The following is an 8,192-nucleotide window of genomic DNA, read 5'->3' on the forward strand; positions in this document are numbered from 1 at the left end:
TGTGTCGCGCCAAATGATTATTGGAGGTAACCCTCTACATATAGTGGGCGGTTGAGTTAACTGCATACCCAGTTTATGAAATACTGTACTTAGCACTCTGTTTCGTAAATATAATATGGAAGTCAGTTTTTTGCCCATCGCCGTCTCCCGATGGGCATAAAGAAAGGTTCCTTCGTGATCTCTGTGTCTCGAATGAGCGGAGCGAATGGGCGGTGAGATAAAATATAAATCGTTACGGTATTGAAAAGGCTATGTTTATTACATTTGAAGGGATCGAAGGTTCCGGAAAAACAACCCAGGTAAAGCATGTCGCCGGTTTTTTGCGCAAAAAAGGGCATGAGTGCGTCATCACCCGTGAACCCGGGGGGACTCCGATCGGTCAAAAAATCCGCGCCATTCTGCTGGACCCGGCCAGTAAAGGCATGAGCCCCCTGGCGGAACTGCTCCTGTACACAGCGGACCGCGTTCAGCATGTAAAGGAGTTGCTGGGGCCGTCATTAGCGGCCGGCAAGACCGTCCTGTGCGACCGCTATTTCGATGCCACGCTGGTGTATCAGGGCTATGCCCGGGGACTTGATGTCGAGCTGATTGAACAATTGCACAAGCTGCTGCTGGCGGGTCTTCGGCCGGATATCACTTTCCTGCTGGACCTTCCCCCTGAAACGGGCCTGTCGCGCGCCTGGGCCCAGATCAACAACGGCAACCGCACCGGTCGGGAGAGCCGCTTTGAAAAAGAAGCGCTTTCGTTCCATGAAAAGGTCCGCTCAGGATATCTCACGCTAGCCCGCAAGGAACCCGAACGCTTCCGCATTATCGACGCCGGCCGGGATGTCGATGACGTTCAACAGGAAATTTTGAAAGTTTTTGCACAATGAATCATTCTATTTTAGAAGCCATCGGCAATACCCCCCTGGTTGAAATTAAAAAAATGAACCCGAACCCACGGGCGCGACTGCTGGCCAAGCTGGAGTACTTTAACCCCGGCGGCTCGATCAAGGACCGGCCGGCGCTTTTTATGATTCAGGCCGGGGAAGCGTCCGGGGAGCTGACACCCGCCAAGACCGTCATTGAGGCAACTAGCGGCAACACCGGCATCGGACTGGCGCTTGTTTGCGCGGTGAAAGGCTACAAGCTCCTGCTGACAATGTCAGAAGCGGTCAGTGTGGAACGCCGGAAGATTTTGAAGGCGCGCGGCGCCGATATCCTGCCCACGCCGGGCCATCTCGGCACTGACGGCGCCATCGAAGAGGCTTACCGCCTGGCGCGTGAAAATCCCGACGCCTATTTTATGACCGATCAGTTCAATAATCCGGCCAACTGGCGGGCGCATTATGACGGAACCGCACAGGAAGTATGGCAGCAGACCGGCGGGGCGATCACCACGCTGGTGGCGGCCATGGGAACCACCGGAACGCTCATGGGCATGCAAAGACGGCTGAAGGAGTTTAATCCGGATATTCAGATCGTCGGGGTCGAACCCTATCTGGGGCATAAAATCCAGGGGCTTAAAAACATGAAGGAAGCCTACTGCCCTGAAATTTTTGAAAAGGCGCGGCTGGATAAAAAGGTGAATATTGATGATGAAGAAGCATTTGAAATGACCCGGCGTCTGGCCAGAGAGGAAGGCCTTTTTGTGGGAATGAGCAGCGGGGCCGCCATGGTCGTCGCCATCAAAGAGGCGGCCGCCATGCCGGAAGGCACGATCGTGGTGATCCTGCCCGACAGCGGTGAACGCTACCTGAGCACGCCGCTGTTTACCGTACGTGAAAAAGTCGATTTAAAGCTTTTCAACACCATGAGTCGATCCAAGGAGCCTTTTGAACCGATGGTTCCAGGCAAAGTTTCCATGTATTCCTGCGGGCCCACCGCCTATGCCAGAATGAATCCGGGGGAGTGCCGGCGAATGGTTTTTGCGGACCTGCTGTGCCGCTATCTTGAGTTTCGGGGCTATGCGGTCAAACATGTCATGAACATTACCGATCTGGATGATAAAACCATTCTCGGGTCTGAAAAAGCCGGTATGGATCTTTCCAGGTTTACCAAGGGGCATATCGACGCGTTTATGAAAGACCTGACGCTTTTAAATATCAAGCCCGCCGCGGATTACCCCCCTGCCAGCGAGCATGTCGATGAGATGGTTGATGTGGCCGGAAAACTTTTAGCCAAGGGGTTTGCCTATGAAAAGCTCAAATCTCTGTATTTCAACATCGGCCGTTTTGCAGATTACGGCCGTCTGTCCGGCATCGACATCGACAAGATCAGACTGGGGGCCACGGTGGATCTGGATGAATACGAGAAAGACAACCCGCGCGATTTCACCCTGCTGAAGCGTTCCAAACTGTCGGAACTGAAACGGGGTATCTATACCAAAACCAAATGGGGGAACGTACGCCCCTCCTGGCACATCCAGTGCGCTGCCATTTCAATGAAATACCTTGGCGAAAGCTTCGATATTCATACCAGCAGTCGCGGACTGGTATTCCCGCACCATGAGAATGAAAATGCCATTGCCGCCGCCCTGACCGGAAAACCCCTGGCCCGCTACTGGGCCCACTGCGAGCCGGTTCAAACCGATGATGAGATGGGTTCCAACGGGTCCGAATTGTCCCTGCAAGACCTGATCAAGTTGGGGTTTTCAGCCCGGGAAGTCAGGTACTGGCTGCTTTCGAGCCATTATCGCAAACCCATTACCCTGTCACGCAGTCGACTGCGCTACGCCAAACGGTCTTTAAGCCGGCTGGATAGCTGCATCCAGGCCCTGGGTATTGTAAAGCAGACCCATCCCTATCCCGAAGCCGATCAACTGCTTTATGACATCAAACAGGGGTTTGCCGGCGCCATGGATGATGATCTGAATGCGCCGGCGGCGCTGGCTTCCCTGTTTAGGATTATCAAACGGATTAATATTCTGATTGTTGAAGATCGGCTGGACGCCGCTGCCGCAGCTAAAATAACGGATGCGTTCCGTAATATGGATGCGGTGCTGAAAATATTCGATTTCTCAATCGTGTCCCTGGATCAGGAGGTGAAACGCTTGATTCAGCAAAGGGAAAAAGCGAGAAAAGAAAAAAACTGGACACTGGCCGACAGCCTGCGGGAAGATCTGCAGGCGCGGGGGGTCGCATTGAGGGACGGTAAGATCTGATTATGCAAGCAATTCTGTTACCTTTTACCTATATTTCCGAAAACGTTTGCGAGGCTGTCAAGACTTGCTTTCAACAGGTTCGGATCTATCAGCCCACCCGCCGGCTGGTTCCCCTGCAATTGCTGGCTTTGTCGCAAAAGGGATTGGTCGATATCGCCATACCTGCTGATGACGACGACAACAAAATTGATATTCTTGTTAAGGACTACCGCAAATGGGCCGGACTTCACCGGGGCGGTGTGCTGGATTACTTAAAACGTCAAAAAGGGTCAATTCCTTTCTTTGATGACACCGCAACCTTACAGATCAAAGCGGACATCAAGGGCACCGCTGTTGCCCCCGGGCCTCAAGATCCCCTGCTCAATGCCCGGGTGTTCCTCCAGATCGCACAGTCGTATGATCTTGAATCAGAAGAAATCGCCCGGAAATTTGCTGCAACGAATCAGGCTGAACGAAACCTGTTCATGAATATCATCGGCGAACCTGAAGCGCCGGTCCAAAACGCTTTGCGGCCGAAAACTATGGAAGGGATTGATTCGGCCGGCTATATGATTCCACCGAGAATCCTGGCGTGGTCGCAGCTTTTTTTAAAAGATTCCGCCTTCGACCCCACGGGAAAACCAACCGTATTCGTAACGACCCATCGCGAGGCGCTTGAATTTCTGATGGAACAGGCGCCGGCGGCTGAACACGTTTTAAAGCTTGCATCCCTGCCGATTATAAGTTGCTTATCGGAAGGATATGCCGACTGGCAGAACGAATTGAGCCGGATTCTCGATTCATTCCCTGAAAATGCGGGCGCGATGGCGGCGAACCTGATTGCCCGTTTTGGGGTGACAGACCCGTCAAACCTGAAGGTCGATCTGGCGATTTATCGCATTCCGGGAGAATCCCCGTCCGTATTTTTTGCCCGCTGTGTCGACCACCCCCTTAAGGGGGCTAAAAGGGGGTTGCCGGAGGAGCGGGAGTATACCCTCATCGGGCTGGTTGAGATAACAAAAGAGGCTGAAGGCTGAAAAAGGATCGGGATCCTTTTTCATTTAAAAATTGATAGTATATTCAATGGGTAAAGCTTTATACTGGACGGGACCGAAAAAATAATAAGAAGGCTTGACTACCGTGATTAATTGGTATAAGGACTTTGCCCGGTAGCCTAAATATGATCAACATGAGACCTTTGAAAAATGCTCAGTTTTGTGCAAGTTCAAGGAAGGCGATAATTTTAACCACAGGAATACATTGAGTATTTCGAGGATTAAAATTTGAGCCTGACGCAGAAATTGAGCAAAAGAGGGCGTTTTGCAGAGGTCTCACCATGATTGCATGTGACTATAAGTAATTTCACTCAGAAAGGAGGCTTTATAAATGGCGTTTAATCCTATTGTTGACGAAGAAAAATGTGAAGGCTGTGAAGAATGCGTGGATGTTTGCCCGGTAGAGGTTTTTGAGATGCAGGACGGCAAGTCCGTACCTGTCAATGCCGATGAATGCCTTGGCTGTGAAAGCTGTGTCGAGGTATGTGAAGCAAACGCTATCAAGATAGAAGAGACTTAATCAGCCCCGGATGCCATATTTCCCCTGACCTTTTTTATCAAAAAGATCAGGGGAAATATGATTTTTAGACCTAAGTTGAGCCCATCATCTTTTCCTGCATCAAGCGCAGCGCATGCCAGAAAAATCAACCGCCCATTTCAATGCTCCTGAAACCCGATTGTATAAATCCTTTGACACAACAATATTTAATTATTAAAGTTTAATGGCTTATGGATCTATAAAGGTGTTAACGCAAGAGGCTTTTAAGGACCCAAAGGAGATTGCAGCCATATGATTAAAATGATCGCCAAACTATTAAAGGTTATTAATTCCGAAACAGATCCGGGCCAAATCAGCCTGGCGTTTTGTTTGGCCATGGTTGCCGGGTTAACCCCGCTATACAGCCTTCATAACTTTTTCATTTTCCTGCTGGTGCTGCTTTTGCGGGTCAATCTTTCGGCATTTATTCTGGGGCTGACTTTTTTCACCGGCCTCGCCTATCTACTCGATCCGGTTTTTCATTGGACAGGTTTAAGCATTCTCACTGCCGGTGCGCTGAATGGCCTGTGGACGGGTTTTTACAATATCACCCTGTTGCGGCTGGCCAAATTCAACAACTCCATCGTAATGGGGAGCCTGGTCTGCTCCGTAATTGCATTTGTCCCATTGTATATGCTCCTGAATCTAATGATCCAAAGATACCGTGAGCATATTCTGGCATGGGTCCAAAAAACCCGGATCATGCAGCTGCTGAAAACCAGCAAATTCTACAGCGTCTATCAGGCTGTATCCGGGTGTGGAGGTCGGTCATGAAAAAATGGATTCGTTGGCAGGGGCTTTTTGTATTTATAGGCCTTTCACTAATTTTGACGATTTTCTGGCTGGTTTTTGTGGACGGAATTGTTAAGCGGACCATTGAATCATACGGCACCACCGCTGTGGGTGCAAAGGTTGAGCTGACAGACGCTGATTTAAAGCTTTTTCCCCTGGGCTTGACCCTGGAGGGGATTGCCGTGACCAATCCGGATAGGCCCATGGAAAATATTGTGGAAATTTCGCGAACGGCTCTTTTGCTGGACCCTTTGCAGCTTTTACGGCGCAAGATCATCGTCGATGAGATGTCTCTGACGGGTATTCAGATGAATACACCGCGCAAGACTTCCGGTGCGGTTAAAACACCCAAAATAAAAGAATCCCAACGGACATCTAAAAAACCGTCCAACGGTTTTTGCGACAGCGCCGGCCTGCCCGCCTTCGATACCTTTGATATCCAGAAGATCCTTTCAGAGGAAAAACTGGAGTCTCTGGAGATGATTCAAAAACTACAAAATGAACTGCAGGGCGAAAACAGCAACTGGCAAAAACGGCTCCAGGAACTTCCCGGAAAAGATAAATTTGACGACTACCGCAACCGTATTGAAAAACTTAAATCCGGTCCCGGCGGCTTTGGAGCTGGTTTTCTAGGCTCGGTGGGGAACCTGTCTTCCCTTCAAAAGGAGATCCAGGCGGACCTTGACAGCTTGGAAAACGCGCAAAAGCAGTTCGATCAGATAAAAGCGGGTTTTGGCAATCAGCTTCAACAGATTGCCGCAGCCCCCCTGAAGGACGTCGAACGTCTTAAACAAAAATATGCCATATCGCCCCAGGGGCTCGACAACCTGGGAAAGCTGGTGTTGGGTCAGAAGCTCTGCGGCGGGATGCAAAAAGCAGCGGAATGGTATGAACGGTTTAAGTTCCTTCTGGAACGTCCCGAACCGAAAAGTGAAAAAGAAAAAGAGACCCGACCGCAGCGGGGTGCCGGAACCTATGTCCGATTCAATGAAAAGACGCCTCTGCCGGATTTCTTGATCCGGCGAGCCCGGGCTTCATTTGTAATTGAGGCCGGCGAACTTTCCGGCAAAATTGAAAATATTACACCGGACCAGGATATTCTCGGCCGCCCCCTGACCTTTGTTTTTTCCGGCGAGAAACTAAAGCAGATTCAGACGATTAAACTGGAAGGAAGCATCAACCGGATCGATCCGCAAACCCCCATGGACCGGATCGCCCTGCAGATAAAGGAATATAAAGTGCAAAATGCTTCTTTGTCCCAATCAGCTGATCTGCCGGTGATGATTAAAGAAGGGCTGGCGGATGTTGACTTCCAGGCAAAACTGGAGGGTGGCAGCCTGACCGGCAACTTGACGGCCGGGTTGAAATCGGCCAGTCTCGGGGTCGCTGAGGGCGCCGGCAAAGGCCCCGTTTTTGGTGCCATCGGGTCTTCCCTGACCCAGCTTTCGGGTTTTAACGTCAAGGTGGATGTCAGTGGTCCGATAAATGACTATACCGTTCGACTGTCCACCGACCTGGACCAGGCCTTAAAATCCGCGGCCGGGCGAATGATCCAGCAGCAGGCTGAAAAATTTGAAAAAGAGTTGAAACAGGGGGTGCTGGCAAAAGCGAGTGGTCCCCTTGATCAGCTTAAAACCGATCAAAACGGCTTTAATAGCATCGGTTCTCAGCTCACCGATCGACTGAAGTTGGGATCGAATCTGCTGGGCAATGTGAAAAAGCCATTTTAATTTTTTTTTGTGAAAAATATAAATAACAGATTGAAAAGGGGCAAACGGATGGATTCATCCGCCTGCCCCTTATTGTTTACAACAATGAGAAAAGACGGCCATAAAAAGACTATTCAGAAACAATATGCCTGCACACTTTCTGGAGGCGGGCTTTATAAAAATCCCAGGCTTTCCGGTTGGAACGGTCCTTAAACACCTGGCAGCCTATCTGTTCCGACAGATTCTTCGGCAGGGGCCGGGGTTTCCCCATATTCTGAGCTATGTATAATATCCTGGCGGACTCCTCCAGATAGATGGTCGCCAATACGGCTTCGACCAAACTGTTTCCCACCACCAAGGTGCCGTGTCCTCGCTGCAGAAGGGCACGGCCGTTTCCCAGACATTCCACGAGTTGCTGCGCCCCCTCTTCACTATTAATCTGTCCGATGCTTTCAAATACTCGGATATTTCCATGAAAGATGGTGCCGTAATGGTGAATGGGCAGAAATTCATCCATCACGGTGCCCAGCGCAATGCTGTAAGGCGGATGGGCATGGACAACGGCATTGACGTCTTTCCGGGCATTATAGATGGCATGATGGGCGGCCCCGGACTCAGGCGTGTCGTCCAAAGACCGGAGCTGGATAGATTCTTCCGTCAAGAGGGTATGGCCGTGGTTTGAATTAATGAGAATGCGACGGGAATCGATGCGGCAACTGAGGCTGAAAAAAGCCGTGGCCAGACCTTCATTTTCCAGGATTCGGCAGGCGGTGATAAACGCTTCTTTATTGTGGTCCATGGGCTTCACTACTTTAGGAGACTTTTGGAGAGAAACAAAAGAACTGTTCGATGGACTATAGAAGGTGAAGGAAGAGGTGTCAAGAGGGAAGCCCGGTGCCCAGGAATTCTCGGTGAGGGATTCAGCGGGATTTGATAACGGAAACGAAAGAACAAAAGGGTCGGGTAGACGGACA

Annotated in this window: 7 protein-coding genes; 6 read left to right on the forward strand and 1 reads right to left on the reverse strand. The window is 50.5% G+C overall.

The window, feature by feature from the left end:
- Window positions 1-251: 251 nt before the first annotated feature.
- The 6 genes from tmk (at window position 252) to P1P89_21085 (ending at window position 7,239) form a co-directional block, all read left to right on the forward strand.
- On the forward strand, window positions 252-875 hold the full coding sequence (gene tmk, locus P1P89_21060; GenBank protein ID MDF1594005.1) for a dTMP kinase: 624 nt from the start codon (window positions 252-254) through the stop codon (window positions 873-875).
- Window positions 872-3,145 (forward strand): cysteine--tRNA ligase, encoded by a 2,274-nt coding sequence (gene cysS / locus P1P89_21065; protein ID MDF1594006.1) that lies wholly within the window; start codon window positions 872-874, stop codon window positions 3,143-3,145. Before tmk ends, cysS begins: the two co-directional genes overlap by 4 nt.
- A 2-nt stretch (window positions 3,146-3,147) precedes the next feature.
- Window positions 3,148-4,161, forward strand: a complete 1,014-nt coding sequence (locus P1P89_21070) for a hypothetical protein (GenBank protein ID MDF1594007.1) — start codon at window positions 3,148-3,150, stop codon at window positions 4,159-4,161.
- Between the two features lie 349 nt (window positions 4,162-4,510).
- Window positions 4,511-4,699: a 4Fe-4S binding protein gene (locus tag P1P89_21075; GenBank protein MDF1594008.1), complete on the forward strand. Its 189-nt coding sequence runs from the start codon at window positions 4,511-4,513 to the stop codon at window positions 4,697-4,699.
- 270 nt (window positions 4,700-4,969) lie between these two features.
- Window positions 4,970-5,491: a TIGR03546 family protein gene (locus P1P89_21080; GenBank protein MDF1594009.1), complete on the forward strand. Its 522-nt coding sequence runs from the start codon at window positions 4,970-4,972 to the stop codon at window positions 5,489-5,491.
- Window positions 5,488-7,239: a TIGR03545 family protein gene (locus tag P1P89_21085; protein ID MDF1594010.1), complete on the forward strand. Its 1,752-nt coding sequence runs from the start codon at window positions 5,488-5,490 to the stop codon at window positions 7,237-7,239. Before P1P89_21080 ends, P1P89_21085 begins: the two co-directional genes overlap by 4 nt.
- Window positions 7,240-7,348: 109 nt before the next feature.
- Here P1P89_21085 and P1P89_21090 read toward each other — a convergent pair.
- Window positions 7,349-8,192, reverse strand: an 844-nt coding sequence (locus P1P89_21090; protein MDF1594011.1) for a class II aldolase/adducin family protein, incomplete at its 5' end; no start/stop codon positions are given.

This window comes from Desulfobacterales bacterium, assembly GCA_029211065.1.
Classification (GTDB): Bacteria; Desulfobacterota; Desulfobacteria; order Desulfobacterales; family JARGFK01; genus JARGFK01.

Coding starts and splice junctions, on each gene's coding strand:
- tmk (MDF1594005.1), top strand. CDS start 252: ATGTTTATTACATTTGAAGGGATCGAAGGTTCCGGAAAAACAACCCAG.
- P1P89_21085 (MDF1594010.1), top strand. CDS start 5,488: ATGAAAAAATGGATTCGTTGGCAGGGGCTTTTTGTATTTATAGGCCTT.
- P1P89_21070 (MDF1594007.1), top strand. CDS start 3,148: ATGCAAGCAATTCTGTTACCTTTTACCTATATTTCCGAAAACGTTTGC.
- P1P89_21075 (MDF1594008.1), top strand. CDS start 4,511: ATGGCGTTTAATCCTATTGTTGACGAAGAAAAATGTGAAGGCTGTGAA.
- P1P89_21080 (MDF1594009.1), top strand. CDS start 4,970: ATGATTAAAATGATCGCCAAACTATTAAAGGTTATTAATTCCGAAACA.
- cysS (MDF1594006.1), top strand. CDS start 872: ATGAATCATTCTATTTTAGAAGCCATCGGCAATACCCCCCTGGTTGAA.